23 protein-coding genes are annotated in these 26,394 nt (G+C 70.8%); 11 read left to right on the forward strand and 12 right to left on the reverse strand.

The window, feature by feature from the left end:
* Positions 1-111 precede the first annotated feature (111 nt).
* Positions 112-921 (forward strand): DUF1206 domain-containing protein, encoded by an 810-nt coding sequence (locus tag F9B98_RS01530; RefSeq protein ID WP_150951906.1) that lies wholly within the window; start codon positions 112-114, stop codon positions 919-921.
* 6 nt (positions 922-927) lie between these two features.
* Here F9B98_RS01530 and F9B98_RS01535 read toward each other — a convergent pair whose 3' ends face one another.
* The 4 genes from F9B98_RS01535 to F9B98_RS01550 form a co-directional block, all read right to left on the reverse strand.
* The gene (locus tag F9B98_RS01535; RefSeq protein WP_150951909.1) at positions 928-1,749 is read right to left on the reverse strand and encodes an aldo/keto reductase; all 822 of its coding nucleotides are present in this window, start codon (positions 1,747-1,749) and stop codon (positions 928-930) included.
* Positions 1,750-1,840: 91 nt separating this feature from the next.
* A complete protein-coding gene (locus tag F9B98_RS01540) occupies positions 1,841-3,637 on the reverse strand; it encodes a proline--tRNA ligase (protein ID WP_150951912.1) in 1,797 nt (598 codons plus the stop codon).
* 47 nt (positions 3,638-3,684) lie between these two features.
* Positions 3,685-4,803: a DUF3597 domain-containing protein gene (locus tag F9B98_RS01545; protein WP_150951915.1), complete on the reverse strand. Its 1,119-nt coding sequence runs from the start codon at positions 4,801-4,803 to the stop codon at positions 3,685-3,687.
* Complete coding sequence (locus F9B98_RS01550; RefSeq protein ID WP_191966618.1) at positions 4,800-5,330, reverse strand: RNA polymerase sigma factor; 531 nt, start codon at positions 5,328-5,330, stop codon at positions 4,800-4,802. Before F9B98_RS01550 ends, F9B98_RS01545 begins: the two co-directional genes overlap by 4 nt.
* Before the next feature lie 141 nt (positions 5,331-5,471).
* On the opposite strand from F9B98_RS01550, the gene F9B98_RS01555 reads away from it, so the two are divergent.
* A complete protein-coding gene (locus F9B98_RS01555; RefSeq protein ID WP_150951921.1) occupies positions 5,472-6,344 on the forward strand; it encodes an NADH:ubiquinone oxidoreductase subunit 4 (chain M) in 873 nt (290 codons plus the stop codon).
* Positions 6,345-6,525: 181 nt separating this feature from the next.
* Here the strand turns inward: F9B98_RS01555 and F9B98_RS01560 are convergent, their stop codons facing one another.
* Together F9B98_RS01560 and ispG are read right to left on the reverse strand one after the other, a co-directional pair.
* Positions 6,526-7,710, reverse strand: a complete 1,185-nt coding sequence (locus tag F9B98_RS01560) for a benzoate/H(+) symporter BenE family transporter (protein ID WP_150951924.1) — start codon at positions 7,708-7,710, stop codon at positions 6,526-6,528.
* Between the two features lie 76 nt (positions 7,711-7,786).
* Positions 7,787-8,938: a flavodoxin-dependent (E)-4-hydroxy-3-methylbut-2-enyl-diphosphate synthase gene (gene ispG / locus F9B98_RS01565; protein WP_191966619.1), complete on the reverse strand. Its 1,152-nt coding sequence runs from the start codon at positions 8,936-8,938 to the stop codon at positions 7,787-7,789.
* Positions 8,939-9,158: 220 nt separating this feature from the next.
* On the opposite strand from ispG, the gene F9B98_RS01570 reads away from it, so the two are divergent.
* Positions 9,159-11,093, forward strand: coding sequence for an anthranilate synthase family protein (locus F9B98_RS01570; protein WP_191966620.1), 1,935 nt, complete (start codon positions 9,159-9,161; stop codon positions 11,091-11,093).
* 210 nt (positions 11,094-11,303) lie between these two features.
* Here F9B98_RS01570 and F9B98_RS01575 read toward each other — a convergent pair whose 3' ends face one another.
* On the reverse strand, positions 11,304-12,620 hold the full coding sequence (locus F9B98_RS01575; protein ID WP_150951927.1) for a M50 family metallopeptidase: 1,317 nt from the start codon (positions 12,618-12,620) through the stop codon (positions 11,304-11,306).
* Positions 12,621-12,707: 87 nt separating this feature from the next.
* On the opposite strand from F9B98_RS01575, the gene F9B98_RS01580 reads away from it, so the two are divergent.
* Positions 12,708-14,372: a Mur ligase family protein gene (locus F9B98_RS01580; protein ID WP_150951930.1), complete on the forward strand. Its 1,665-nt coding sequence runs from the start codon at positions 12,708-12,710 to the stop codon at positions 14,370-14,372.
* Between the two features lie 168 nt (positions 14,373-14,540).
* Here F9B98_RS01580 and dxr read toward each other — a convergent pair whose 3' ends face one another.
* Together dxr and F9B98_RS01590 are read right to left on the reverse strand one after the other, a co-directional pair.
* Entirely contained in the window at positions 14,541-15,623 is a 1,083-nt protein-coding gene (dxr, locus tag F9B98_RS01585; RefSeq protein WP_150951933.1) for a 1-deoxy-D-xylulose-5-phosphate reductoisomerase, read from the reverse strand.
* Positions 15,624-15,636: 13 nt separating this feature from the next.
* The gene (locus F9B98_RS01590; protein WP_150951936.1) at positions 15,637-16,629 is read right to left on the reverse strand and encodes an FKBP-type peptidyl-prolyl cis-trans isomerase; all 993 of its coding nucleotides are present in this window, start codon (positions 16,627-16,629) and stop codon (positions 15,637-15,639) included.
* A gap of 212 nt (positions 16,630-16,841) precedes the next feature.
* On the opposite strand from F9B98_RS01590, the gene F9B98_RS01595 reads away from it, so the two are divergent.
* From F9B98_RS01595 to dhaM, 4 genes are all read left to right on the forward strand, one after another.
* Positions 16,842-17,543 carry a lysophospholipid acyltransferase family protein gene (locus F9B98_RS01595; protein WP_150955739.1) on the forward strand — a complete coding sequence of 234 codons (702 nt, stop codon included), beginning with the start codon at positions 16,842-16,844 and terminating at the stop codon, positions 17,541-17,543.
* A 93-nt stretch (positions 17,544-17,636) separates the two neighbouring features.
* A complete protein-coding gene (dhaK, locus tag F9B98_RS01600) occupies positions 17,637-18,632 on the forward strand; it encodes a dihydroxyacetone kinase subunit DhaK (protein ID WP_150951939.1) in 996 nt (331 codons plus the stop codon).
* Positions 18,629-19,264 (forward strand): dihydroxyacetone kinase subunit DhaL, encoded by a 636-nt coding sequence (gene dhaL / locus F9B98_RS01605; RefSeq protein WP_150951942.1) that lies wholly within the window; start codon positions 18,629-18,631, stop codon positions 19,262-19,264. Before dhaK ends, dhaL begins: the two co-directional genes overlap by 4 nt.
* A complete protein-coding gene (gene dhaM, locus F9B98_RS01610; RefSeq protein ID WP_150951945.1) occupies positions 19,261-19,992 on the forward strand; it encodes a dihydroxyacetone kinase phosphoryl donor subunit DhaM in 732 nt (243 codons plus the stop codon). The genes dhaL and dhaM overlap by 4 nt, the downstream gene beginning before the upstream one ends.
* 19 nt (positions 19,993-20,011) lie before the next feature.
* On the opposite strand, the gene F9B98_RS01615 is transcribed toward dhaM, so the two are convergent.
* Positions 20,012-20,977 (reverse strand): sugar-binding transcriptional regulator, encoded by a 966-nt coding sequence (locus tag F9B98_RS01615; RefSeq protein ID WP_150951948.1) that lies wholly within the window; start codon positions 20,975-20,977, stop codon positions 20,012-20,014.
* A gap of 112 nt (positions 20,978-21,089) precedes the next feature.
* Here F9B98_RS01615 and F9B98_RS01620 point away from each other — a divergent pair, with 112 nt between their 5' ends.
* The 3 genes from F9B98_RS01620 to glpK all read left to right on the forward strand — a co-directional run bounded on the left by F9B98_RS01620 (position 21,090) and on the right by glpK (position 25,286).
* Positions 21,090-22,808 carry a glycerol-3-phosphate dehydrogenase/oxidase gene (locus tag F9B98_RS01620; protein WP_150951951.1) on the forward strand — a complete coding sequence of 573 codons (1,719 nt, stop codon included), beginning with the start codon at positions 21,090-21,092 and terminating at the stop codon, positions 22,806-22,808.
* A gap of 121 nt (positions 22,809-22,929) precedes the next feature.
* Positions 22,930-23,685, forward strand: a complete 756-nt coding sequence (locus F9B98_RS01625) for an MIP/aquaporin family protein (protein ID WP_150951954.1) — start codon at positions 22,930-22,932, stop codon at positions 23,683-23,685.
* An 89-nt stretch (positions 23,686-23,774) separates the two neighbouring features.
* Positions 23,775-25,286 carry a glycerol kinase GlpK gene (gene glpK / locus F9B98_RS01630; protein WP_074694199.1) on the forward strand — a complete coding sequence of 504 codons (1,512 nt, stop codon included), beginning with the start codon at positions 23,775-23,777 and terminating at the stop codon, positions 25,284-25,286.
* A gap of 114 nt (positions 25,287-25,400) precedes the next feature.
* Here the strand turns inward: glpK and F9B98_RS01635 are convergent, their stop codons facing one another.
* Together F9B98_RS01635 and F9B98_RS01640 are read right to left on the reverse strand one after the other, a co-directional pair.
* Positions 25,401-25,880: a hypothetical protein gene (locus tag F9B98_RS01635; protein WP_150951957.1), complete on the reverse strand. Its 480-nt coding sequence runs from the start codon at positions 25,878-25,880 to the stop codon at positions 25,401-25,403.
* A gap of 35 nt (positions 25,881-25,915) precedes the next feature.
* Positions 25,916-26,386 (reverse strand): OsmC family protein, encoded by a 471-nt coding sequence (locus F9B98_RS01640; RefSeq protein ID WP_150951959.1) that lies wholly within the window; start codon positions 26,384-26,386, stop codon positions 25,916-25,918.
* Between the last annotated feature and the right edge of the window lie 8 nt (positions 26,387-26,394).

The following is a 26,394-nucleotide window of genomic DNA, read 5'->3' on the forward strand; positions in this document are numbered from 1 at the left end:
TCTTCACCCGTTCGCCGCACGAGCGCCTTCGGCGGGGGAGGCGAGTGGATGCCGGAAACCCGCGCCGCAACCGGATTGCCGCGCGGGCCGGGATCGGCATACGGTGCGCAGATGCCCTCCTCCGCTCGCGTCGCCGCCCGCGAGGCGGAGGCCAACCCCGCGTTCCGCGTCACCGCCCGCGCGGGGTACGTCGCCAACGGCATCCTGCATCTGCTCATCGGCGGACTCGTGATCGCAGTGGGTCTCGGGGCGCGAGAGGACAGCGATCAAACGGGGGCGTTCCGCGCGCTGGCCGCCGTACCCCTCGGGGCGGCGGCGCTGTGGTGCCTCGCGATCGGACTCGTCACGCTGGGGGCGTGGCATCTGCTGCAGGCGTTCGCGCCGCGGCGCCTCACGGTGTGGCGCCGCATCGGGCGGATTCTGACCGAGGCCCCGCAGGGCGTGGTCTTCGTCGCGATCGGTCTGGTCTCGGCATCCGTCGCCCTCGGCGCGCGCCCGCGGGCCGAAGAGGCGGCCGAGACCCTCAGCCAGGGGGTGCTGTCGTGGCCCATCGGAGGCTTCGTGCTGGGGACGGTGGGCCTCGCGGTCGCCGGCGTCGGGATCGGGTTCGTCTGGATGGGGCTGCGACGGTCGTTCCACTCCAAGGTGCGCACGCCGGACGGACCCGCCGGGTTCGCCCTCACCGCGCTGGGCGTCGTCGGCTTCCTCGCGAAGGGTGTGGCGCTGATCGTCGTCGGCGTCCTCGTGGTCGTCGCGGCGGTCACCGTCGAACCCGACACCGCGGGAGGGCTCGACGGGGCGACATCGGCGCTCATCGCGCTGCCCGCCGGGCCGGTCCTGGCGGCGCTGGTCGGGCTGGGTTTCCTCGCCTACGGGGTGTTCACGATCTTCCGTGCGCGCTTCGCCCGGCTCGACGCGTAGCCGGTCTCAGTCGAGGTCGGGGTTGCGCCCGGTCCGCTCCCCGGTCTCGAGGGTGGCGATCGCCTCGTGGTCGTCGGCATCGAGCGTGAAGTCGAAGACGTCGCCGTTCTCGCGGATGCGCTCGAGCGACACCGACTTGGGGAACACGACGAGTCCGCGGTCGAGGTGCCAGCGCACGACGACCTGAGCCGGGGTCTTGCCGTAGCGCTCGGCGATCCGGGCGAGAACGGGCTCGTCGAGCAACCCGCCGCGCGCGAGCGGCGCCCACGACTCGGTGACGATCTCGTGCGCGACGTGCCAATCGACGAGCTCGTCCTGCGGGAAGCGGGGGTGCAGCTCGACCTGGTTCACGGCGGGGAGGACCCCCGTCTCGTCGCGCAGGCGCTCGAGGTGCGGTGCCGAGAAGTTGCTGACGCCGATCGAGGTGGCCCGCCCCTCCTCCTGCAGGCGTTGGAGGGCTCGCCAGGTGTCGACGTAGCGGTCGGCGCTCGGGATGGGCCAGTGGATCAGATAGAGGTCGACGCGGTCGAGGCCGAGCTTCGCGGCGCTGGTGTCGAAAGCGCGGAGCGTCTCGTCGAACCCCTGGTCGTCGTTCCACACCTTGGTGGTGATGAAGACCTGGTCGCGGTCGAGACCCGACGCCCGCAGGCCCTCGCCCACCTCGGCCTCGTTGCCGTACAGGGCGGCCGTGTCGATGTGGCGGTAGCCCGCGGCGAGCGCACCCTCGACGAGGCCGGCCGTCGCCTCGGCGGGCACCTTGTAGGTGCCGACGCCCAGCTGCGGGATCGTGGAGCCGTCGGACAGGGACAGACGCGGGGCCGAGATCATGGCATCCACGCTACCGAGGGATACAGCCGTGCGGACGACGAAACGGCACCCCTCCCGGCGGATGCGGGACGGATGCCGTTTCGGTACGGGATCAGCGCGTCAGCGCCGCCACGGCGTCGTCGACCGACACCGTCTCGCGTTCGCCCGTGCGGCGGTCCCACAGCTCGACCTGGCCCTCGGCCGCGCCGCGACCGACGATCAGGATGCGGGGGATGCCGACGAGCTCGGCATCGCCGAACTTCACACCCGGCGACACCTTGGGGCGGTCGTCGTAGAGCACGTCGAGACCGGCGGCCTCGAGCTGGTCGGAGACGGATGCCGCGAGCTCGAACGCCGCCGCGTCACGGCCGGTCGCCACGACGTGCACGTCGAAGGGCGCGACCGACGTCGGCCAGATGAGCCCCTTGGCGTCGTTGTTGAGCTCGGCGATGATCGCGAGGATGCGGGTGACGCCGATGCCGTACGAACCCATCGTGACCGTGGCGAGCTTGCCGTTCTCGTCGAGCACCTTCAGCCCGAGAGCCTCGGCGTACTTGCGGCCGAGCTGGAAGACGTGGCCGATCTCCATGCCGCGCGCGAGCTCGACCGGGCCGGAGCCGTCGGGGGCGGGATCGCCCTCGCGCACGGTCGAGACCTCGACGAAGCCGTCGCCGACGAAGTCGCGGCCCGCGACGAGCGAGTGCACGTGCTTCTGGTCGATGTTGGCGCCCGTGATCCAGGCGGTTCCGTCGACGACGCGGGGGTCGAGGTAGTAGCGGATCTTCGTCGCCGACTCCTCGCCCAGCACCGCACCCGTCGGCGACCAGGGGCCGATGTAGCCCTTCACCAGCAGCGGGTTCTTCGCGAAATCGGCCTCGGTGGCCGCCTCGACCTCGGCGGGGGCGAAAGCCACCTCGACGCGCTTGTCGTCGACGTCGCGGTCACCGGGAAGACCCACGACCACGAGCTCGCGGGTGCCGTCGAGGTGCGTCAGGGCGAGCACGACGTTCTTCAGCGTGTGCGCGGCGGTCCACTGGGTCGCCTCGGCGGTGGCCTGGCCCGCGATACCGGGCGCGGGGGCGTCGAGGTGCGCGTTCGAGTGGTCGACGAGGGTCGCGATCGTCGGGGTGTTCGGCGAGTCGAAGACGACCGGCTCGGGCTGCCCCTCGATCGGCAGAGCGTCGGGGACCACCGTCGTGAAGGCCTCGACATTGGCCGCGTAGCCGCCCGCGGACCGCACGAACGTGTCTTCGCCGATCGGGGTCGGGTGCAGGAACTCCTCCGACTTCGATCCGCCCATCGCGCCGGCGTCGGCGGCGACGATCACGTATTCGAGACCCAGGCGGGTGAAGATGCGCTCGTAGGCGTCGCGCTGAGCTTGGTACGACGCGTCGAGCCCGGCATCCGTGGCGTCGAACGAGTAGGCGTCCTTCATCGTGAACTCGCGGCCGCGCAGCAGGCCCGCGCGGGGTCGGGCCTCGTCGCGGTACTTGTCCTGGATCTGGTAGATCGTCAGGGGCAGGTCTTTATACGACGAGTAGAGATCCTTCACCAGCAGGGTGAACATCTCCTCGTGCGTGGGCGCGAGCAGGTAGTCGGCGCCCTTCCGGTCCTGCAGGCGGAACAGCGCGTCACCGTACTCCTCCCAGCGGCCGGTGACCTCGTAGGGCTCGCGCGGCAGCAGCGCCGGGAAGTGCACCTCGAAAGCGCCCGCGTTCGCCATCTCCTCGCGGACGATCGTCTCGATCTTGGCCTTGACCCTCAGACCGAGCGGCAGCCACGCGAAGACGCCGGGGGCGTTGCGACGGATGTAACCGGCGCGCACGAGCAGGCGGTGGCTCGTGACCTCGGCATCCGAGGGGTCTTCGCGAAGCGTGCGGAGGAAATAGTTCGACAGACGGGTGACCACGAGAGTCGAGTCTAGAACGCGGGGGTGGGAGGGGCGGATGCCAGGGGTCACCCGAGCGCGCCGATGATGTTCGCGGCGAGGGCGCGCATCTGCTCCTGCGTGAGATCCGTGCCCACCGCCTCGATGATCCCCCCGTCGGCGTCCGCCCGCAGGCGCCCGCCGACCCCGTTCGCGGGTGGGATCCACCACGCCGCACGGGCACCGTCGACCTGAACCGGGATGCCCCCGAACCGCTCCACCTCGCTCGGGTCCGATTGCAGGCCTGCGGCGATGCTGAGCCGCAGGGTGAAGAAATCGGGGTCATCGGCGGAGGGAGGGGCGACCGAGCACCAGGCGGCGGCGCCGCGCCCGGTGAGGACGTCCCACTCCTGGCCCTGCGGGACGTTGTCGGTTCCCACCGGTTCGAGCCCGACACGTCCGAGGGTCTGCTCGACGGCGCCCCGGAGCCGGTCCTGACAGTCGTCGAGATGCCAGGCCGCCGCCGGAAGCGCCCGCTCTGTCCCCGGCGACGTGGCTGCGCGCGGTCCCACCGCTGCTACGGCGTCCATCGCCACGGAGTCGCTGCTCGCGTATGCGGAGACCCACGCGTCCCCGAAGCGCTCCGAGTAGTCGCACGGCCCACCCTCGCAGACGGGGGCGACGCCGATCTTCGCGCGGACGGCGTCCGGCACGACGGAGTAGGGAAGAACGCTGACGCCCACCGACTGCCACCCCGAGGAGTCCTGGGTCCGCCAGTGACACGAGATGCCGCCCAGCGATCGAGCGTCCCAGACGGACAGCCCCTCCCACAGACGCATCGGAACACCGACCACCGAAGAGGCCGCACTGTCGTCAAGGACAGCCGAACAGTCGCCGCCGAAGGCGAGGACGGGCGCCGTGGCGAGGGGGGTGGGTGCCGGGGTGGGGGTCGACACGTCGGTGGGCGTCGCCGTCGGCACCGGTTCCGCCGTCACGGTCGGGCTCGGCGACGGCGTGGTCGCGATCTCGGGTGCGCTGAGCGTCGAGGTCACCGTCACTCCCCCGGCGATCGCGACGACGAGGACAGCGGCCACGGATCCCGCGATCCAGGCGTTCCCGTGCGCCCCGACGGGCTTGATGTCGTGAGCGCCGCCCACGATACGGGCGCGCAGGGCTGCGCGCTCGGAGGGCGTCAGTTCGTCGTTCATGCCCGTGCCCCTTCCAGCGCGAGCTCATCGCGCAACTTCGCTTTGGCGCGGGCGAGCCGCGATTTGACCGTTCCGGCCGGGATGCCGAGCGCCTGGGCGATCTCGCGCTCTGCGTACCCCTCGAGCACCGACAGCACCACGACCGCCTGCTCGCGTTCGGGGAGGCGTTTCAGCGCCGAGAGGACCCCGCTGTCGTCCGAGGATGACGTCGACGCCGGCTCGGCGACCAGCGCCCGATCCAGCAGCGCGCGATAGCGCCGGCTCGAACGCTCCAGATTCCGCGCGGTGTGCGCCACCGTCGTCAGCAACCACGGCAGCGGCGACCCGTCGACCAGACGCACCGAGGCCCGCTTGCGCCACAGCTCGAAGAACGCCACGGTGACGGCATCCTTCGCATCCTCCCGGTGAGTCAGCAGACGGGACGCATGGCGGAACAGCCGCGTCTCGTGCCGGTCGAACAGCGCGGCGAGCGCGAGCTCATCGCCTTGGAGTACCCGGTCCCACAGCCCGGCGTCGTCTTCATCCACACTCAGTAGTGTCCGCGGAAGAGCCATGGGTTCCCGCATTTGCGCCTCGGTGGATAACGGAACGGTGACGATCGGGCCGTCCCGGCTTCACCCCGTCCTGCGCCGCACCGTCACCGCCGGCCCGCCTCCTATGGTGAACGCATGCGCAGCCCCTGGATCGCCGTGACCGCAACCGGCGTGGCCATCGTGCTCGGCGCGGGGCTGTGGGGCACCGTCGGTGCGGCGGCGCTGGCGGTCTCGCTCGCCACCTCGGCCTCGCCCGACACGTGGGGGGAAGACTTGCCCGTGCCCTCCGAGCCCGGCCCCTCGGCGGACGAGCTCGAACCCCCCGCCGACGAGCTCGACCCGTTCGCGATCACCGAGGTCTACGAGGTGGGCGCCGACGGCACCCTCTCTCCCGAGCCCACCCCTGAGGCGGCGGAGGTGTGGGCGGGCATCGAGCGCGTCTTCACCCCACGCGGGGCGGCCACCCGCATCGAGGAGCTGCGCCTCGGTCGCGACGTGTCGAGCGACACGATGGCCTGGGTGTCACGGTCTCAGTCGGGCGAGTACTGGACGTTCGCGGCGAACCTCTCCTACGCCGACGACAACGATTATTGGATGGCCACTCTGGTGCACGAGTACGCGCACGTGCTCAGCCTGGGGCCGGAGTCGTCGGACACGTTCACCGAGACCTGCGACACCCTGTGGACGGGTCAGGGATGCCTGCTCGCGGATGCCGATCTCCTGACGTTCTCGGACCTGTTCTGGGCCGACTACACCGACGCCCCGGACGCCGACAACATCGACGTCGACATCGCGGAGGCGTTCTACGCCGCTCACGAGCAGGACTTCGTCGACGCGTACGCCGCGACCAACGTCACCGAGGACTTCGCCGAGAGCTTCCTCAGCTACGTGAGCGAGGACGCGGTCGAGGGCGACGACCTGCTCTCGCGGAAGATCGCGTTCTTCGGCGAGTACCCGCGGTACGTCCTCGTGCGCGAGCGCTTGCGCGCCGAACTCGGGTGGGGCTGACCACTCGAGCGTCTCACTACCGGGGTTTCGCTGAGCTCGGGGACGGCTGACGGGTGCCGAGGGGCGTCTTCCTCGCAGATCGGCACGAACCTCGCAGAATCCCGCGGAAATTCTGCGACATTCGTCGCCTTCTGCGATTCCGGGCCGCGCCGCGTCACCGCACCCGCCGCCCCGGTGCCGGTCAGGCCACCCGCCGCCCCGCGTGCAGCACCGTGCGCACCACGAGTCCCGCGACCAGCGCCCAGAACGCCGCGCTCACGCCGAACACCGCGATCCCGGATGCCGCGACGAGGAACGTGACCACGGCCGGCACCCGCTCGCCGGGGTCGTCGATGGCCTGTTGCACGGCCGAGCCGAAGGCCCCGAACAGCGCGACGCCCGCCACCGCGGGGATGACCCCGGCCGGAGCCAGCAGCACGATCGCCGCGAACGCCGCCGACAGCGCGCCGAGCACCAGGTAAGTCGTCCCGGCCGAGACGCCGGCGACCCAGCGCTTCTTCGGATCGGGGTGCGAGTCGGGGCCCGCCGCGATCGCCGCGCTGATCGCGCCGAGGTTCATCGCGTGTCCGCCGAAACCGGCCGCGGCGGCCGAGCCCAGCCCGGTGACCAGCATCGCGGGGCGCCAGGGGATCGTGTATCCGAGGCTGCGCATCACGGCGACGCCGGGCACGTTCTGCGACGCCATCGTCACCACGAACAGGGGCAACGCGATCCCCACGACCGCCCCGACGGTGAGCGAGGGGGTGGTGAACTCGAGCCGGGGCAGGAGTGAAGCGGCATCCGTGTCCACTCCCGAGCGGGTCAATTCCACTGCGACCACCGCGATCGCCGCGACGAACGCGAGCGGCACGGCCCACCGGGGCAGGAATCGGGATGCCAGCAGCCACACGATCAGCACGGGCGCCACGCCCCAGGGGTCGTTCACGAGACCGGTGAACGGCGCCACGCACAGCGGCAGCAGGACGCCGGCGAGCATCGCCTGCGCGATCGACGGGGGGATACGGGCGATGAGCGCCCCGAGCGGAGGGAACAGCGCCGTGCACAGGATGAGCGCTGCCGACACGAGGAACCCGCCGACCACCGCGGGCCACCCGCCCTCGACCGTTCCGGTCGCGGCGAGCAGCGCGACGCCCGGGGTCGACCAGGCGACGGTGATCGGGATGCGGTAGCGCCCCGCGAGCACGATGCAGCCGATACCGACGACGAGCGTGATCGCGAGTAGACCGCTGGCTGCCTGCTCGGGGGTCGCGCCCACGGCGCGCAGACCCGTGAGCACCACCGCGAAGGTGCTGGTGAAGCCGACGAGGGCGGTGACGACCCCTGCGATGAGCGGGCGGGCGAGGGAGGCGGGAGGAGTCTCGGTCATGAGACTTCCGACGCTATCGGAACAAAAGCCGAACGCCGGCGGTCCAATCCGCTTCGCGCGGACCGCGGTGGCCGGGTCAGGCCGTGATGACCTGCGCGGTGCCGGTGGCGGCGTCGGGCCCCATCTCGTCGGCGAGGCGGTTCGCCTCTTCGATGAGGGTCTGCACGATCTCGGACTCGGGCACGGTCTTGATGACCTGACCCTTGACGAAGATCTGTCCCTTGCCATTGCCCGAGGCGACCCCCAGGTCGGCGTCGCGCGCCTCGCCGGGACCGTTGACGACGCAGCCCATGACGGCCACGCGCAGCGGAACGGTCATGTCCTTCAGGCCCTCGGTGACGTCGTCGGCGAGCGTGTAGACGTCGACCTGCGCACGCCCGCACGAGGGGCACGAGACGATCTCGAGCTTGCGCTCGCGCAGGTTGAGCGACTGCAGGATCTGGTGGCCCACCTTGACCTCTTCGGCCGGCGGAGCCGACAGCGAGACGCGGATGGTGTCGCCGATGCCCTCCGAGAGCAGGATGCCGAAGGCCGTGGCGCTCTTGATCGTGCCCTGGAACGCGGGCCCGGCCTCGGTCACGCCGAGGTGAAGCGGCCAGTCGCCCCGCTCCGCGAGCTGGCGGTAGGCCTTCACCATGACGATCGGGTCGTTGTGCTTGACCGAGATCTTGAAATCGTGGAAGTCGTGCTCCTCGAACAGCGAGGCCTCCCACACGGCGCTCTCCACGAGCGCCTCGGGCGTGGCCTTGCCGTACTTCTCGAGCAGGCGACGATCGAGCGACCCGGCGTTGACGCCGATGCGGAGCGAGACGCCGGCGTCCTTCGCCGCCTTGGCGATCGCGCCGACCTGGTCGTCGAACTTGCGGATGTTGCCCGGGTTCACGCGCACCGCGCCGCAGCCGGCGTCGATCGCCTGGAAGACGTACTTCGGCTGGAAGTGGATGTCGGCGATGACCGGGATCTGGCTCTTCTTGGCGATGATGTGCAGCACGTCGGCGTCGTCCTGCGACGGCACCGCGACGCGGACGATCTCGCACCCGGATGCCGTGAGCTCGGCGATCTGCTGAAGAGTGGCGTTGATGTTGGTCGTGGGCGTCGTGGTCATCGACTGGACGCTCACGGGGGCATCGCCGCCCACGAGGACCTTGCCGACGCGGATCTGGCGGGTCTTGCGACGGGGCGCGAGGGTCTCCGGCACGCGGGGCATTCCGAGGTTCACTGCAGGCACGGCCTCAGCCTACGCCGCCCGCGCCGCACGGCGGCTGAACCGGCGCCGAGAGGGCGCTGTGGTAGGTTCGGCGCCATGCGCGTTCACACATCCTGGTGGCCCACCGTCTAGGCGGTGCGCGCATGCAACAGACCGCCCTCCCCCTGGGGAAACCGGGCGGTCTTCGTGTTTCGGCGGCCGCAGGGGACTCCCCGCTCAGCACAGACGGAAAGACTTCTCGATGACCGTGCTCGACCCCTCCCCCCTGTTCGCGGACCTCGTCGCGGGCTCCGCCCCCTTCGCTCTCATCGCCCGTGACGGGGCGACCGTCGAGGTGCTCACCGGAGACGTCGTCGACGTGGAGCTACTCGCCGACATCCCCCTGACCGACGCCGACGGAGTGGCGCGCGAGGTGCTCGCCCTGGTGCCGTACCGCCAGGTGCGCGAGCGCGGTTTCGTCTGCCACGACGACGGGGCACCGCTGAGATGCCTGGTGATCGAGGACCGCGTGGCCGTGCCGCGGGCGGAGGCTCTGGCATCCCTCCCCTCCTCCCCCGTCCCCCTCGTCGACGCCGGGTTCGACATCAGCGACGAGGACTACGCCGACATCGTGCGCCGCGTGATCGCCGAGGAGATCGGCCGCGGCGAGGGTGCGAACTTCGTCATCCGCCGCGACTTCGTCGCCGGGGTCGACGTCGATCCCCGCACCGCCGCCCTGACGTGGTTCCGCGCGCTGCTGGAGCACGAGAAGGGCGCGTACTGGACCTTCGCCGTCGTGACCGACGACCACATCGCCGTCGGCGCGAGCCCCGAGGCGCACGTGAGCGCGAAGGACGGCATCGTCACGATGAATCCCATCTCGGGCACCTTCCGCCACCCGGCGGGAGGTGCGACCGCCGAGACCCTCGCCGAGTTCCTGCGCTCGACCAAAGAGACCGAGGAGCTCTTCATGGTCGTCGACGAGGAGCTGAAGATGATGAGCGCCGTCTGCAGCGACGGCGGACGCATCACCGGACCGCACCTGAAAGAGATGTCGCGCCTCACGCACACCGAGTACATGCTGCGCGGCTCGAGCGAGCTCGACCCCCGCGACATCCTGCGCGAGACGATGTTCGCCCCCACGGTCACCGGCTCTCCTATGCAGAACGCGTGCACGGTCATCGCCCGGCACGAGAGCGTTCCGCGCGGCTACTACTCCGGGGTTGCGGCCCTGTTCACCCCGAACGGCTCGACCGAGGGGCCCACGCATGACCTCGACGCGCCCATCCTCATCCGCACCGCCTACCTGGTCGACGGGCGCCTGCGCGTCCCCGTCGGAGCGACGCTCGTGCGCCACTCCGACCCCGACGGCGAGGTGGGCGAGACCCACGGCAAAGCCGCCGGCGTGCTCGGCGCCATCGGGGCGATCCCCCGCGACGTCCCGGCCGCACCCGCCGCGAGCGACCCCGACGCCCCCGCCGCCCCGCGTCGCCCGCTCGCCGAGGATCCCGCGATCGCCGAGCTGCTGGCATCCCGCAACGATCGTCTGGCACCCTTCTGGATGAACCCGCAGGACCCCGACGGATCGGGCCCGTTCGCGGGACGCACGGCTCTGGTGGTGGATGCCGAGGACCGCTTCACCACGATGCTCGCCCATCAGCTGCGCCACCTCGGTCTCGACACCCGGATCGTGCACTGGTCCGAGGCGACGGATGCCGAGATCGACGCGGCCGATCTCGTGGTCTCGGGTCCCGGGCCCGGCGACCCCCGCGACGACAGCCCGCGGATGAGCGCGATGCGCCATGTCGTCGGACGCCGCACCGCGCGTCGCGATCCGCTTCTCGCGGTGTGCCTGAGCCACCAGATCCTGGCCGACTCGCTCGGCATCGAGCTCATGCCGCTCGATCGGCCCCACCAGGGTCTTCAGAAGAGCGTCGACGTGTTCGGCGAGGACGCGTCGATCGGGTTCTACAACACCTTCACCGCGCGCGTGAATCCGGGCGACCGTCGGGGGATCTTCTACGGTCCCGACGCACCCGTCACCGACCTCGAGATCGACGTCGCGGCCGACCCCGTGACCGGCGACGTCTACGCCCTGCGCGGGCCGGGCTTCGCCAGCGTGCAGGGGCACCTCGAGTCGATCCTGTCGCGCGACGGCATGCGCACGCTGGAGCGGCTGATCGCCCACGCGCTCTAGGCACGGTGCGGCTCGACGGAGAGCCGGGTGCGCGCGACCGCGTGCCGGACTCCGGCGTTCCGGGGCCATCGGCCCGTTCCGAGGCGCTGCGACAGCGGGAAACGCGTATCCGGTCCGGAGCCCGGCACGCCCCGCGGTCCGCGGAGCCCAGCTGGCGCTTACGGGCACGGCGGCTCGGCGAGCGCGCATCGGGCGTGTCGATCCGCCCGGCTAGAGCAGCTGGACCGGGTTGACGACGTCGGCGAGGAACAGCACGCCGCCCGTCGCCACGAGCAGGATCACGACGACGAAGGTCACGGGCACGAGCTTCGTGGCATCCACGGGGCGCGCGACGGTGCCCCGCAGGCGCGCGATCCAGCGCTTGACTCCGTCCCACAGCGCCACGACGACGTGACCGCCGTCGAGCGGCAGCAGCGGGATGAGATTGAAGACGAACAGGGCGACGTTGAGGCCGCCCAGCAACGTGATGATGGTGCGCACGCGATCGAGGATCGGTGCGTCGACGGCGGCGATGTCGCCCGCGAGCCGGCCCGCACCGACCACGCTCATGGGACTGTTCGCATCACGCGGCTGGCCGTTGAGCGTGTCGGCGACCACGTCGTAGATGCGCGCCGGGAACTGCGACACGATCTGGGCGACGGTGCCGATGTACTGCCCCGTCGCTTCCAGGCTCGTTCCGATCGGCTGGGGCACGAGCGCGCTCTGCGGGCTGATGCCGGCGAACCCGACGGTTTCGTACTCGGTAGCGCCCGACGCGTCGACGACCGGGCGGCCGTTCGCGTCGGTGACGGCGCGATCGGTCGTCGCGGGGGTGAACTGGACGGTGCGGTCGGTCCCGTCCCGGTTGACGACCACTGACAGTTGCTTTCCGGGCGAGCGCTGGATGATCGCCGCGGCCTCGGCGAACGTCGACACGGGCGTGCCGTCGATCGAGACGAAACGATCACCGGGCTGGATGCCGGCGGCGGCAGCGGGGGCGACCGGATCGCTGGACGTGCACTCGGTGCGCCCCTCGCTCGCGGGGATCACGCATTGCGAGACCGAGGCGACGGTCGTCGTCCCCTGTGGGATGCCGATCCCGCTCAGCGCGATGGCGAACAGCACCACCGCGAGGACGAGGTTCATCACGGGACCGCCGAGCATGATGATGATCCGCTTGTAGACGGGCAGCTTGTAGAACACGCGGTCGTCGGCGGCGATCAGGGTCTCGGCGTTCGCGTCGCGGGCGTCCTGCACCATGGTGGCGAAGAACCGAGAACGCTTGGTTCCGGGTTTCGCGTCCTCCGGAGCGGGCGGATACATGCCCGCCATGGAGATGAACCCGCCGAGCGGCAGCACCTTGACGCCGTACTCCGTCTCGCCGATCCGCTTGGACCAGAGCGTGGGCCCGAAGCCGATCATGTACTGGCCGACACGCACGCCGAAGAGCTTGGCGGGCAGGAGGTGCCCGACCTCGTGCAGCGCGATCGAGACGGCCAAGCCGAGCACGAGCACGACGACGCCGATGAGGAACGCGATCGCAGTCACCCGCCGACGATACCGCCGCTCGGCTTTGAACCGCCCGTGCGGCCCCGATGCGGTGTCTGTGCGACCCCGGGTGAGACAATGGACTCGATGTCCTCCGCCGCACCCTCGAACCTGCCGCCCGTCCTCCGACCGGAGAACCCGCCGCGTCGCGACCTCGCCGAACTCGCCCGACGCTACGGCGTGCGCACCGTGGGCGAAGTCGACGGGACGACTCTCACCGGTATCACGCTGGCCACCGCCGACCTGCGGGCGGGCGAGGCCTTCGTCGCCATCCGGGGCGTGAATCGCCACGGCGCCGAGTTCGCTCCGACCGCGGCCGAACGCGGCGCGGTCGCCGTCATCACCGACGCCGCGGGGGCGGAGATCGCCGGTCCCACGGGTCTGCCGATCGTCGTCGTCGACGACCCCCGAGCGCTGCTGGGCGACCTGTCGGCCTGGGTCTACGGCACCGGCCCCGACGACGATCTCCCCCAGCTGCTGGCGACCACCGGCACCAACGGCAAGACGAGCGTCTCGCATCTGCTCGAGGGCATCCTCGGCCAGCTCGGCGTCGTCACCGGTCTGTCGTCGACCGCCGAACGTCACATCGCGGGCGAGGTCATCGTCTCGCGGCTGACCACCCCCGAGGCCTCCGAGTTCCACGCCCTCCTGGCGCTCATGCGCGAGCGCGGCGTGCAGGCGGTCGCGGTCGAGGTGAGCGCCCAGGCCCTCACGCGTCACCGCGTCGACGGACTCGTCTTCGACGTCGCGGGCTTCACGAACCTCACCCACGACCACCTCGACGACTACGCCGACATGCGCGAGTACTTCGAGGCGAAGCTCCCCCTCTTCCGCCCCGACCGCGCCCGTCGCGGCGTCGTGTGCCTCGACTCCGCCTCGGGCGCCGAAATCGCCGCGCGCGCCGAAATCCCCGTCGTCACCATCGCCACACCGGCGATCAGCGAGAACGCCGCCGCCGCGGCATCCGCCGACTGGACCGTCGAGATCGTCGACGAGCGCCAGGAGGGGACCGAGTTCACCCTCAGCGACGGCAAGGGGCGCTCGCTCACGACGGTCGTCCCGGTCATCGGTCGGCACATGGCCGCCAACGCCGGTCTCGCGATCGTGATGCTGCTCGAGACCGGGTACACCTGGGAGCACCTCTACAGCACCCTCGACGGCTCTCACATCGAGGCGTCCCTGCCCGGCCGCACGCAGCTCGTGTCGGGTTCCGAGGGCCCCGCGGTCTACGTCGACTTCGGTCACTCCCCCGACGCGTTCGAGAAGACGCTCGCCGCGGTCCGGCGCGTCACGCCCGGCACGGTCGTGATGGTCTTCGGCGCTGACGGCGACCGCGACGCCACCAAGCGCCTCGACATGGGCCGCACGGCGGTCGAGGGCAGCGACATCCTCGTCGTGACCGACCACCACCCCCGTCACGAGAATCCGGATGCCATTCGCGAGGTGCTCGTCGAGGGCGCGCGCCGCGCACGGCCCGACGCGCAGATCCTCGAGTTCACCCCGCCCGAGCGCGCCATCCTCGAGGCCGTGAAGCTGGTCGGCGAAGGAGACGCGATCCTGTGGGCCGGCCCCGGCCATCAGGACTACCGCGATATCCGCGGCGTCCGCACGCCCTATTCGGCGCGCGAGCTGTCGCGTCGGGCGCTGCGCGCGGCGGGCTGGCCCGTGCCCGCCCCGCAGTGGCCCGTGCCGTACCCGGCCGACAGCACCCCGTCGTCCGACCCCGAGCGTCCGGTCGACTTCCCGGCCTGAGTCCGGTCGGGTCGACGCGTTCGGCCGCGGCGCGCTCCGGCGTGCCGCACAACTCCTGCACTTCCGGGTTGCGGTCGCCGCTGTGGGGCGGACCGGGCCGGGTGGTGCAGGAGTTCTGCCGCCGCCGGGCTCAGGCGCGCGCCGGGCTCAGTCCGCCGCCCGCCGGGCTCAGGCCGCGGCGATGATCTCGTCGGCCGTGCGGCGCGCCCAGGCCTCGGCCGCGGCGAGGGACTCGCGCGTGAGCGCCGCGGGCGGCTCGTGGCGGTCGACGACGCGCGCGATGAGCTCGACGATCTCGAGGAAGCCCAGTCGCCCCTCGTGGAACGCGTCGACGGCCTGCTCGTTCGCCGCGTTGAAGACGGCCGGGTACGTAGCTCCCGCGCGCCCGACCTCTTTGGCCAGGGCAACGGATCCGAACGCCTTCTCATCGAGCGGCTCGAAGGTCCACTGCGAGGCGCGCGTCCAATCCAGCGGCGCGCCCACGCCCGAGATGCGGTGCGGCCAGTCGAGGCCGAGCGAGATCGGCAGGCGCATGTCGGGCGGCGAGGCCTGCGCGATCGTCGACCCGTCGACGAACTCGACCATGGAGTGCACGATCGACTGCGGGTGCACGGTCACCGCGATGCGGTCGTAGGGCACGTCGAACAGCAGGTGCGCCTCGATCACCTCGAGACCCTTGTTCACCAGCGTGGCGGAGTTCGTCGTGACGACGCGGCCCATGTCCCAGGTGGGGTGGGCGAGGGCCTCGGCCGGGGTGACGTTCGCCAGCTCGTCCCTCGAGCGCCCCCGGAAGGGGCCTCCGGATGCCGTGAGCACCAGCCGTCGCACCTCACCGGCGTGACCCGAGCGCAGCGCCTGAGCAATCGCCGAGTGCTCGGAATCGACCGGGACGATCTGGCCCGGAGCCGCGAGCGCGGTGACGAGCTCGCCACCGACGATCAGCGACTCCTTGTTGGCGAGGGCGAGGGTGCGCCCCGTCTCGAGAGCGGCGATCGTGGGGCCGAGCCCCACCGAACCGGTGATGCCGTTGAGCACCACGTCGGCCTCGACGTCGCGCACGAGCTGTTCCGCCTCGACCGCGCCGAGAGCGGTGTGCTCCACGCCGAAGGCCGCGGCCTGCGCCTCGACGCCGGCACGGTCGGTGCCGGCGGCCAGGCCGACGACCTCGAAGCGGTCGGCGTTGTTCGCGATGACGTCGAGCGCCTGCGTCCCAATCGAACCGGTGGAACCGAGGATGAGGACGCGGCGCATGCCCTCAGCCTACTTAGCCCGCCGTCTCGACGTGCTGGACGCCCAGGATGTCGACGACGAAAAACAGGGTCGAGTTGGCGGGGATGTCTCCCTGCGCCTGATCGCCGTAGCCCGCCGACGGCGGGATCACCACGACGACCTGCGAGCCGACGGTCTGCCCCTCGAGCGCCTGACGGAACCCGTCGACGACCTGGTTGGTCACGAACTGCGCGGGGGTGCCGCGCTGCCAGCTCGAGTCGAAGACCTGACCGCTGTCGTAGAGCGCGCCGGTGTACTGCACGATGACCTGGTCGCCGGGGTTGACGGTTTCGCCCGAGCCCTGGCGCAGGTTCTCGATGCGCACCTCGGTGGGGGCTGCGGCGGTGGGCTTGGGAAGCATCTGCTTCCCGTCGGCGTCGGTGGTGGTCGTGGGCGCGCCGTTGTCGTCGAACGTCACCGTCGGCATGCCGTCGACGGGGGCGACCTCGGTGCCCTCGGCGCGGGTGGCCAGCTCCGAGATGGCGTCGGCGACGAGCACGAACGCGGGCGAGCCCTCGCCGAGCGTGCCCGCGGGGAACGACGAGACGGTGCGCGAGCCGAGCGGCACGCACTGGAGGGCGGCGCCGAAGATCTGCTGCGGGGAGATGAGGGTGTCCATGCCGTTGGGCGCGGTGTCGACCGTCTGCAGCTGCACTTCACCAGAGTCGGTGTAGATCAACGTGAAGCTCGCCTTGAGCACGTCCCCGGCCTCGATCTTCTGGCCGGTGCCCTCGATGAGGGTCGTCCGCTGCAGCGCGGTGGGCGTGTATCCCTCGGGCAGGGTCACGGCCACCTTGTTCTGGAAGTCGCCCGAGACCGTGAGACCGTCGGGGGCCGGAGCATCGGCGAGCGCGCTCTGGCACTGGCTCGCGTCGGCCGTGCCGGTCGCATCGGGCGTCGACGCCTGATCGGGCGAGCCGGCGCACCCGGCCAGCAGCAGTGCCGCGGCGGCGACGACGGACAGGGAAGCGATCGGGCGGAAGCGCACGGGTGACCTCTCGAGCGAAGACGGGGAAGCTCCATCCTCCCGCATCCTGCTTTGCCGCGGCTGAGAAGCACGTGCACACCCGCCCGATCGATACGCGCATGCCCGTGCGCGTACACGCGCGCACCATGCGCGCCCGGGCATGCGGCGGCGAGTAGCCTCGACGGGTGAGTTCCGACCTGCCCGCCGAGACCCCCTCGACCGTCCCGGAGCAGATGGGCGCGACCTACCGCCTGGGTCGATTCCTCATCGCCCCCCTGGCCCGGGCCGTCTACCGCCCCCGCATCGAGGGGCGCGAGAACGTGCCGCGCACCGGCCCGGTGATCTTCGCGAGCAACCACCTGTCGTTCATCGACTCCATCGCCATCCCCGTCGCGGCCCCGCGGCCCGTGCACTTCATGGCGAAGTCGGCCTACTTCGAGAAGTGGGCGTCCCGGCAGTTCTTCACCGCGATCGGCGCGATCCCGGTCGAGCGCGGGGCCGGGCAGAAGGCACTCGACGCCCTCGACCAGCAGCGCGCCCTCCTGGAGGACGAGCGGGCGGTGGCGCTCTACCCCGAGGGCACGCGATCGCTCGACGGCCGCCTGTACAAGGGCCGCACCGGGGTCGCCTTCCTCGCGCTGCAGACCGGTGCCCCCGTGGTTCCGGTGGGCCTCATCGGCACCGATAAGGTCATGCCGGTCGGGGCGAAGATCCCCACCACCAAAGAGCGCATCACCGTGCGCTTCGGAACGCCCCTCGACCTCTCCCCGCACGGCGCTGCCTCGTCGGGCCGCGCGCGTCGCGGCGCCACCGACGAGATCATGGCCGCGATCCACGCCCTGAGCGAGCAGGAACTCGCCAACGCCTACAACGAGGCGCCCGCGCAGAACCCGATCGAGCGCATCAAGCAGGTGCTCCCCCACGAGCGCCTCTGAGGCACGGGCCTTTTCGTCCTTGACGTGACGGCGCCCGGCGAGCAGGGTCGAAACCGACGGCCCGGACCGTCGTCGCCACAACGAGGAGGCACCGTGAAGAAGTTCGTCAACGACCCCGCCGACGTCTTGGCCGAGGCCCTCCGCGGCATCCAGGCCGCTCATCCGGAGGTGCGGGTGGATGCCGAGAACCGGGTGATCCTGCGCGCGGAGCCGACCCGCGCGGGCAAGGTGGCGCTGGTGTCGGGCGGCGGTTCCGGGCACGAGCCGATGCACGGCGGTTTCGTCGGGCGCGGGATGCTCGACGCCGCGGCCGCCGGCGAGGTGTTCACCTCACCGACCCCCGATCAGGTTCTCGCCGCGACCCAGGCGGTCGATTCGGGTGCGGGCGTGTTGCACATCGTGAAGAACTACACCGGTGACGTCCTGAACTTCGAGATGGCGGCCGAGCTCGCCGACGCGGAGGGCGTCCGCGTCGAGTCGGTCGTCGTCGCCGACGACGTCGCCGTGACCGATTCCACCTGGACCGCGGGACGGCGCGGCACCGGCACCACCGTGATCCTCGAGAAGGTCGTCGGTGCTCTCGCCGAAGAGGGGGCCGACCTCGACGCGGTCGCCGATCTCGCGCGCCGAGTCTCGGCCGCGGGCCGGTCGATGGGCGTCGCCCTCACCAGCTGCACCGTTCCCGCGGCGGGCCGCCCCACCTTCGAGCTCCCCGACGACGAGATGGAGGTCGGTGTCGGCATCCACGGCGAGCCCGGCCGTTCGCGCGTGAGGTTGGCATCCGCTCGAGAGATCGCGAAGCTCATGGTCGACCCGATCGTCCACGACTTCGGCGAGGCGGTGGGGCCGGCGATCGTCCTGCTCTCGGGCCTCGGCGGAACCCCGCTGATCGAGCAGTACCTGCTGTACGGCGAGATCGCGCCCCTGCTCGCCGAGGCCGGCGTCGACGTCCAGCGCGTGCTGATCGGCGACTACATCACGAGCCTCGACATGGCCGGGGCCTCGCTGACCGTGGTGAAGGCCGACGACGAGATGCTGCGCCTGTGGGACGCCCCCGTCGTGACCCCCGGGCTGCGGTGGGGCGCATGAGCGGCACCGTCTCGACCGACGATCTGGTGTCGTGGATCCGCGCGTTCCGCGACGCCGTCCAGGAGCACAAAGACGAGCTCACGCGCCTCGACTCCGAGATCGGCGACGCCGACCACGGCTCGAACATGGCACGCGGCCTCGACGCGGTGGTCGCCAAGCTCGACCCCGCTCCCGCGACCCCCGCCGAGCTGTTCAAGACGGTCGGCATGACCCTCGTGTCCTCCGTCGGCGGCGCCAGCGGCCCGCTGTACGGCACGCTGTTCCTGCGCATGGGTCCCGCCCTCGGAACGGAGGGAGGGGTGGATGCCGACACCCTCGGCGCCGCCCTCCGAGCCGGTGTCGAAGGGGTCGTCGCCCGCGGCAAGGCCGAGCTCGGCGACAAGACGATGATCGACGCCCTCTCCCCCGCCCTCGACGCGTGGGACGCCGCGAGCGTCGACGGACTCGCTGCGGCCGCCCGCGCCGCCGCAGAGGCCGCCGCCCGCGGGCGGGATGCGACCGAACCGCTCGTGGCACGGAAGGGTCGAGCGAGCTATCTCGGCGAGCGCAGCGCCGGCCACCTCGACCCGGGGGCGAGCTCCGCGACCCTGCTGCTCGAGGCCCTGCGCGACACCCTCGAGGCCGCCGCGTGATCGGGCTCGTCGCCGTCTCGCACTCGCGCGCCCTCGCCGAGGCCGCCGTGCACCTCGCCCTGCAGATGGGCGGAGACTCGCCCCCGATCGTGCGCGTCGCGGCGGGAGGACCGGATGACGACCTCGGAACGGATGCCGTGGCGATCGCCGCCGCGATCGACGACGCCGATTCCGGAGACGGCGTCCTCGTGCTGATGGACCTCGGTTCCGCCATCCTCAGCGCCGAGACGGCCCTGGAGTTCGTGGCCAAGCCCGACCGGGTGCGCCTGAGTTCCGCCCCCTTCGTCGAGGGGCTCGTCGCCGCGGTCGTCGCGGCCGCGGGAGGAGCCGACCTCGAGACCGCGGCCCGCGAATGCGCCACCGCCGCCGCGGCGAAGGCGCGTCAGCTGGGCGGGGACGCCGCAGAGCCGGCATCCGCTGCGCTCTCCCCCGCCGGCACCGCCGGCGCGGAGGGGTTGTCGTTCGAAGCCGTCGTGATCAACCCCTCGGGCCTGCACGCGCGTCCCGCCGCCACCTTCGTCAAGGCAGCCTCGCGGTACGACGCCGAGGTGCGCATCGCCGATCTGGAGACGGGGGCCGACGAGGTGTCGGGGCGGAGCCTGCTCGCGCTGATGGCGCTCGGGATCCGGCAGGGGTCGCGGGTGCGGGTGAGTGCGGCGGGACCGCAGGCGCAGGCCGCGCTCGACGATCTCCGGGCCCTGATCGACGACGGCTTCGGCGAGCGCTGAGCGCGCGGCGCGACCGGGGTCAGCGCGTGACGCTGAGCAGACGCCGAGCGAGCGACTCCTCGACGACCAGCTCGGTCACGAGGTCGGCGGCGAGCGCGCCGCGCAGGCCGTCGAGCTTGGACAGGCTCGACACGACGCAGAACCGACGCGGGATGCGCCGGACCGTGTCGAGGTCGGGTCCGCTCGAGCGGGCGTTGAGCTCGGGGATGTCGCTCGAGCCGTCGGCGCGGTAGAACACGGTGGCGCAGTCGCCGACCACGCCCTCGCGTTCGATGACCGCACGGTCGCGCTCGTCGAAGTAGTCGCCGCTGTACACGTGCGAGGGCACGTCGGCGTGGGGCGAGCCGAGGCCGAAGACGAACAGGCCGACGCGCTGCTGGATCTCGAGCACGGAGCGCACCGAGCGCTCGCGCCACATCGCCTGCTTCGTGTGCGGGTCGTCGAACAGCGCGGGCACCGGGAATTGGTGCACGGACGACGACCAGGCCGCCCCGAGCTTGGAGAGGATCTCCCCCGCGTACGGGATGCCGGAGGTGCGGACGTTGGCCGCGCCGTTCATCTGGACGATGTGGGTGTCGTGCACGTCTTTATGCGGGACGTGGCGGGCCACGGCCGAGAGGGTCGATCCCCACGCGACGCCGACCGTCATCGACGATTCGACGCGTTCGGCCAGGATGCGGGCGGCGGTCAGGGCGGTGCGTTCGAGGCGCTCCGCCTCGGAGGTGCGCGCGGGGGTGGGCACGACGTGCGCGGTGATGCCGAAGCGATCGGCGATCCGCTGGGCCATCTGACCACGGGCGTCATCGGGTGGGCTGATCGAGATGGTGACGAGCCCGACGTCGCGGGCGTGCTGCAGCAGGCGCGACACCGACGACCGGGAGACCCGCATCTCGTGTGCGATGGCATCCATCGTGAGGTCTTGCATGTAATACAGCTGCGCCGCGCGCAGAGCGTCGCGGGAGCGCTCCTCGGCCTGCGTCACCACCGTCGGGTCACCTTCATGAACACCATTCTGCACGTTTGTTCAAGGGGCTTGCAACAACGTGCAGACAGGCGCATTGTGATCGTCGTACCAACAACGAAAGGTCGCAGTCGACATGTCGTCCCCCGCAACTCCGCTCCGCGCCGACGTCCAGGCGCTCCGCGACGCCGAAGACCTCGACGTCCTCATCATCGGAGGGGGCATCAACGGCCTCGCCACCCTCCGCGACCTCGCCCTGCAGGGCGTGAGCGTCGCGCTCGTCGAGCGCGGCGACTTCGTCTCCGGTGCCTCCTCGGCCTCCAGCCACATGGTCCACGGCGGTATCCGCTACCTCGAGAACGGCGAGTTCCGCCTCGTGAAGGAAGCGGTGACCGAGCGCAACGACCTGCTGAAGACGGCCCCCCACTACGTCAAGCCGCTCGAGACGACGATCCCGATCTACAAGACGTTCTCCGGCATCCTCTCGGCGCCCTTCCGCCTGCTCGTGACGCACGGTCGCGGCAAGCCCAACGAGCGCGGTGCCCTGCTGATCAAGGTCGGCCTCATCATGTACGACACCTTCTCGCGCGACGGCGGGTCGGTGCCCCGGCACAAGTTCCTGGGCAAGAAGAAGTCGCTCGCCGAGCTGCCCAAGCTCAACCCCGACCTCGCGTACACCGCGACGTACTTCGACGCCTCGATGCACGACCCCGAGCGCATCGCCCTCGACGTGCTGCGCGACGGCATCGAGGCCGGCGCCGGACGCACGCAGGCCGTCAACTACGTCTCGGCCGTGGGCGCCGACGCGAACGGCGTCCGCGTGCGCGACGAGGTCTCGGGCGAGGAGTTCAGCGTCAAGGCGAAGGTCGTCCTCAACACGGCCGGCCCCTGGACCGACCTCGCCAACAAGGCGATGGGGCTCGACACCACCTTCATGGGGGGCACCAAGGGCTCGCACATCGTGCTCGACAACCCCGAGCTGCTCGCCGCCACCGGAGGACGCGAGATCTTCTTCGAGCACTCCGACGGCCGCATCGTGCTGATCTACCCGCTCAAGGACCGCGTCCTGGTCGGAACCACCGACATCGACGCCGACCCCGCAAAGCCAGTCGTGTGCACGGACGACGAGATCGAGTACTTCTTCGACCTCATCGGACACGTGTTCCCGACCATCGGCGTGGACCGCTCGCAGATCGTGTACACCTTCTCCGGCATCCGCCCCCTCCCCCGCCACGATGACACGGCCCCCGGCTTCGTGTCGCGCGACTACCGCATCGTCGAGGACGAGATCGCGGGCGTTCCGGCCATGAGCCTGGTCGGGGGGAAGTGGACCACGTTCCGCGCTCTTGCCGAGCACCTCAGCATGAAGACGATGCAGAAGCTGCGTCGTCCCCACCGCGTCAGCACCCAGGGCCTGGCCATCGGCGGCGGCGCGGGCTTCCCCGCCACCCCCGAGCAGCGTCGTCGCTGGATCGCTGCGCGCACGAATGCGCACTCCGCCGAGCTCGTCGAGACGATGCTGGAGCGCTACGGCACCCGCGCCGACGCCATCCTCGCCGCCCTGCCCGCCGAGCCCACGCCGGTTCCCGACGCCGCCGGGTACTACCGCGAAGAGCTCGCCTTCATCGCGAAGAACGAGCAGGTCGTGCACCTGATCGACGTGCTGCTGCGCCGGACGCACCTCGCCTTCGTCGGCGGGATGACCGAGCGCACGCTGCACGAGGTCGCCGAGGCCGTAGCCGAGCCCCTCGGTTGGGACTCCGCCCGCGTCGACGACGAGGTGACCCGTACTACGGAGATTCTGCGCTCCGCCCACCGTGTCGACCTGGCACAGGCCGGAGTGGCTCGAATCTGAGAGAACGTGCGGGCGCGCCACCTGTTGCGCGCCCGCACGTGAGCCATAGGTTCGGAGCACCGAGCCGCACTACCACCCGAGCCGAAGGTGTCCGGGTGACGAAAGAAAGGTCGATGACGACATGCAAGAAGTGAACTTGGGGCTGTACTTCCTCTCGGAGGTCGTCGGCACCGCGATGCTCATCCTGTTGGGCTGTGGCGTGGTCGCCAACGTGGCCCTCGCCAAGACCAAGGGCAACGCCGGCGGCACCCTGATGGTCAACTGGGGTTGGGGCCTGGCGGTCTTCGCCGGTGTCATCGTCTCCGCGTACTCCGGCGCTCAGCTGAACCCCGCCGTCTCCATCGGCCTCCTGGTCGCCGGCAAGATCGCCTTCGTCCAGTTCCTCGTGGCCGTCGCCGCGCAGATGGTCGGTGCCATCATCGGCGCCGTCCTCGCCTGGGCTTCGTACAAGCAGCACTTCGACGACGAGCCCGACCCGGCCGCCAAGCTCGGCGTGTTCTCGACGGGCCCCGCGATCCGCTCCTACGGCTTCAACTTCCTCACCGAGGTCATCGCGACCTTCGTCCTGGTCTTCGTGATCTTCGGTTTCGCCGATTACGGCGTGGCCAGCGTCGGCGTCCCGGCCGGCATCGGCGGCCTCTCTGCCGTTCCGGTGGCCCTGCTCGTCGTCGGTATCGGTGCCTCCCTGGGTGGCCCGACCGGTTACGCGATCAACCCCGCCCGTGACCTCGGCCCCCGCATCGCCCACGCGATCCTCCCCATCAAGGGCAAGGGCTCGAGCGACTGGGGCTACTCCTGGGTTCCGGTCGCCGGCCCCCTCGTCGGTGGTCTGCTCGCGGGTCTGCTGGCCCCCGTGCTCCTCGGCCTCGCCAACTGAGCACTCCCCGGCGGGGGTGTCGCCCGGCGCCCCCGCCCCCTCTTCTCTTCCTCTTCACCCGTTACAGACACTGACAAAGGAGTCCATCCATGGCCGACTACGTCCTCGCCATCGACCAGGGCACGACCTCGACGCGCGCGATGATCTTCGACAAGTCCGGGAGCGTCGTCTCCGTCGGACAGAAGGAGCACGAGCAGATCTTCCCGCGCGCGGGATGGGTCGAGCACGACCCCGCCGAGATCTGGCGCAACACCCAGGAGGTGATCGGTCTGGCCCTCAGCCGCGCCGACATCACCCGTCACGACATCGCCGCCGTCGGCATCACCAACCAGCGCGAGACCGCGGTGGTCTGGGACAAGAACACCGGCAAGCCCGTGTACAACGCCATCGTCTGGCAGGACACGCGCACGCAGTCGATCGTCGACCGCCTCGCCGACGGCGACCCCGAGCGCTACAAGAGCATCGTGGGCCTGCCGCTGGCGACCTACTTCTCGGGCACCAAGATCGTCTGGATCCTCGAGAACGTCGACGGAGCCCGCGAGAAGGCCGAGGCCGGCGACCTGCTGTTCGGCACGACCGACACCTGGGTGCTGTGGAACCTCACCGGCGGTATCGACGGCGGCGTGCACGCGACCGACGTCACCAACGCCAGCCGCACGCTGTTCATGGACCTCGAGACGCTGTCGTGGCGCGAGGACATCCTCGCCGACTTCGGTGTGCCCGCCTCGATGCTCCCCGAGATCCGTTCCTCCTCCGAGGTCTACGGCACGGTCGAGTCCTCGTCGCTGCTGCGCGAGACCCCGATCGCGGGCATCCTGGGCGACCAGCAGGCTGCGACCTTCGGCCAGGCGGCCTTCGACCCGGGTGAGAGCAAGAACACCTACGGCACGGGCAACTTCCTCATCTTCCAGACCGGTGAGGAGATCGTCCACTCCAAGAACGGCCTGCTGACCACGCTCGGCTACAAGCTCGGCGACCAGCCCGCCCGCTACGCCCTCGAGGGCTCGATCGCCGTGACCGGCTCGCTCATCCAGTGGCTGCGCGACCAGCTCGGCATCATCTCCTCGGCCCCCGAGGTCGAGAAGCTCGCCGAGAGCGTCGACGACAACGGCGGCGTGTACTTCGTGCCGGCGTTCTCGGGTCTGTTCGCCCCCTACTGGCGTCCCGACGCCCGCGGCGCGATCGTCGGTATGACCCGTTACGTCAACCGCGGCCACATCGCCCGCGCCGCTCTCGAGGCCACCGCCTTCCAGTCCCGCGAGGTGCTGGACGCCGTCAACGCCGACTCCGGCGTCGACCTGGCCGAGCTCAAGGTCGACGGCGGCATGACCGCCAACGACGCGCTGATGCAGTTCCAGGCCGACATCCTGGGCGTGCCGGTCGTGCGTCCCGTCGTGGCCGAGACCACCGCCCTGGGCGCCGCGTACGCCGCGGGTCTCGCGGTCGGTTTCTGGGACAACCTCGACGACCTGCGCGCCAACTGGCAGGAAGACAAGCGCTGGGAGCCGAACATGGACGACGGCGAGCGCGAGCGCGAGCTGCGCTTGTGGAAGAAGGCCGTCACCAAGTCGATGGACTGGATCGACGACGACGTGCGCTGATCCCGCACCTCACGTCAGGAACCCCGTCGGCTTCGAGCCGGCGGGGTTCCGTCGTTCGCGAGACGCCGGGTTCCCGGCATCCGGACGCCGAATATGACTCCGGATGCCGGGAACTCAGCGCTGCGGCTTGGGATACGCCGCGCGCACGGCGTCGGACTGCAGGTAGTCGGAGACGCCGATGAGCAGGATCGCGAAGAGGATCTGTTCGGTCACGACCCAGAAGGGGTAGAGCCCCGGGATCGCAGCGAGCACGAGCGCCACGACCGGGAAGATGCGGCTGAACAGCTGCAGGCGCCGGAACGCCCAGTACCACCCGGCGCGAGCGCGCCAGAGGAAGTAGAACAGCGTGGTCGTGATCGCCAGGACCACGAGACAGCGCATCCACACGGCGATGCCCACGTCGTCGCCGTTCAGGGTCATCACGAGCGCGACGACGACCGTCGCGACGCCGAGCACGAAGCCCGCCGCGAGCAGGATCGTGATCGCGCGGAAGGCGCGCCGCACCTTCGGATCGTGCGAGACGTCGACGCGGTGGTCGGCCTGCCGACCTCCCGCGAACCGATCGAGGCGGCGCAGGGCGGGTTCGAGCTGCATGCGCTCACTGTACGACGGCGCGGACGCGCCTCGAATCAGCCGGCGACGACCTCGGGCTCGTGGCGCACGGGGAAGTTCACGGAATTGGCGATGAAGCACCACTCGCGGGCCTGTCGGTGCGCCGCCAGGGCCGCCTCGACCATCGACTCGTCCGCCACACGGACGCGCGGGCGCAGCACGACCTCGGTGAAGGCTCCCCCGCCGTTGCCGTCCTCCTGCAGGGTGCCCGAGGCGTCGTCCTCGTAGCCGGTCACAACGACCCCTACCTTCACGCACGCGTAGAGGTACGACAGCAGATGACACTCGCTCAGCGCCGCGATGAGCAGCTCCTCGGGGTTCCACTTGGCCGGGTCGCCCCGGAAGGGCTTGTCGGCGGATGCCGCGATGGCGGGCTTCCCGTCGACCTCGAGGGTCACGGCCCGCTCGTAGTCGCGGTACCCGCTCGTGCCCGACCCCAGGTCGCCGGTCCAGGTCGAGCGCAGGCGGTAATGGTGCTCTCCGTTCATGCGTCCAG

Source organism: Microbacterium testaceum StLB037 (genome assembly GCF_008763945.1).
Taxonomy (GTDB): Bacteria; Actinomycetota; Actinomycetes; order Actinomycetales; family Microbacteriaceae; genus Microbacterium; species Microbacterium testaceum_G.